This window comes from Nocardiopsis coralliicola, from assembly GCF_054779695.1.
Genome location: NZ_BAAGXT010000096.1, coordinates 1 through 2,187, shown reverse-complemented (window position 1 = coordinate 2,187; position 2,187 = coordinate 1). Strand labels below are relative to the sequence as shown.

Annotated in this window: 1 protein-coding gene; it reads left to right on the top strand. The window is 72.9% G+C overall.

What is annotated here, in order from left to right:
• Nucleotides 1–2,187 (top strand): Rne/Rng family ribonuclease (locus ACYVGT_RS28060; protein WP_460863865.1); only part of this gene is annotated, 2,187 nt, incomplete at both ends.

Here is a 2,187-nt window from a genome sequence, read left to right as displayed (position 1 = left end):
CGGCCGCGGCAAGGCCCGGAGCGGCGAGGCGGACGCCGGCGGCGGCAGCGCCGGCGAGGACGAGGCGGACGGCGAGGACGAGCCCGCCGCGGACGCCGGCGACAGCGACTCCGAGGGCGGCAGCCGCCGGCGCCGCCGGCGGCGCCGGCGCACCGGCGGCGACGAGTCCGCACCCGCCAAGGACGACCCGCCCAACACCGTGGTGAAGGTGCGCGAGCCGCGCCCGGAGAAGCCGGCCGCGAACGAGGTGCAGGCCGTCCGCGGGTCCACCCGCCTGGAGGCGAAGAAGCAGCGCCGCCGGGAAGGCCGCGAGCAGGGCCGCCGCCGCACGCCGATCGTCACCGAGTCGGAGTTCCTCGCCCGCCGCGAGGCCGTCAAGCGCGACCTGGTCATCCGCCGCACCGGCGACCGCACCCAGATCGGGGTGCTCGAGGACGACGTCCTCGTCGAGCACTACGTCGACCGCGCCCAGCACCGCTCCTACGTCGGCAACGTCTACCTCGGCCGGGTGCAGAACGTGCTCCCGTCGATGGAGGCCGCGTTCGTCGACATCGGCAAGGGCCGCAACGCGGTCCTCTACGCCGGCGAGGTCAACTGGGACGCCTCCGGGCTGGAGGGCCAGCCGAAGCGCATCGAGTCGGTGCTCAAGTCCGGCCAGTCCGTCCTGGTGCAGGTCACCAAGGACCCGCTGGGCCACAAGGGCGCCCGGCTCACCAGCCAGGTCAGCCTGCCCGGCCGCTACCTCGTCTACGTGCCGGACGGCTCGATGACCGGCATCAGCCGCAAGCTCCCGGACAAGGAGCGCTCCCGGCTCAAGCAGATCCTCAAGAAGGTGATGCCGGCGAACGCGGGCGTCATCGTCCGCACCGCCGCCGAAGGCGCGAGCGAGGAGGAGCTGGAGCGCGACATCAAGCGCCTCTCCGCGCAGTGGGACTCGATCAAGCGCAAGTCGAAGTCGTCCACCGCGCCGGCGCTGCTCAGCAGCGAGCCCGACCTCACCGTCAAGGTGGTCCGCGACGTCTTCAACGAGGACTTCAGCAGCCTGGTCGTCCAGAGCGACGAGGCGTGGGACACGGTGAAGGACTACGTGGACTACGTCGCGCCGCAGCTCGCCGAGCGGCTCACCCACTGGGACGGCGAGCGCGACGTCTTCGAGGCGTACCGGATCGACGAGCAGATCGGCAAGGGCCTGGACCGCAAGGTGTGGCTGCCCAGCGGCGGCTCACTGGTCATCGACCGCACCGAGGCCATGACCGTGGTCGACGTCAACACCGGGAAGTTCACCGGACAGGGCGGAAACCTCGAGGAGACGGTCACCAAGAACAACCTCGAGGCCGCCGAGGAGATCGTGCGCCAGCTGCGGCTGCGCGACATCGGCGGCATCATCGTGATCGACTTCATCGACATGGTGCTGGAGAGCAACCGCGACCTGGTGCTGCGGCGGCTGCTGGAGTGCCTGTCGCGGGACCGCACCAAGCACCAGGTGGCCGAGGTGACCTCGCTCGGCCTGGTGCAGATGACCCGCAAGCGGGTCGGCCAGGGGCTGCTCGAAGCGTTCTCGCACACCTGCGAGCACTGCGGCGGGCGCGGCCTGATCGTGTCCACCGAACCGGTGGACAGTAAGGCGGCCGGCGACGGCGGGGGCCGCAAGAAGAAGGGCAAGGGCGACAAGGGCGCCGACAAGGCGGCGGACAAGGGCGACAAGGCGGCCGGCAAGGACGCGGGGAAGGACGCCAAGGAGAAGGCGTCCGCGAAGGACTCCGGCGACTCCGGCAAGGACGCCGGCGCCACCGAGGCCGCCGAGGAGCAGCCGTCCGGCCGCCGCTCGCGCAAGAAGAAGGGCGCCGAGGAGGCCGCGGCGCCGCAGGAGGCCCAAGCAGCGGACTCCGCTGAGGGCACCGGCGACGGTGCCGCCGCTGAGGCTCCGGCCGAGGAGAAGAAGGCCCCGGCCAAGCGAACCCGCACCCGGAAGGCAGCCGCCAAGGCCGCCGCGGACGCCCCGGCTGAGGGCGCGCCGGCCGGCTCCGGCGAGGACGGCTCCGCCGAGGACGGTGCGGCTGCCGCTCCGGCGCGCAGCCGCAAGCGGTCCTCGCGCGCCGCGGCCGCTGCCCCGGACGCCGAGGAGGCCGGCGGGGCTGCGGACACCGGCGGCGCCGCCAAGTCGGATCGTAGCCATGTCGTTCTGTG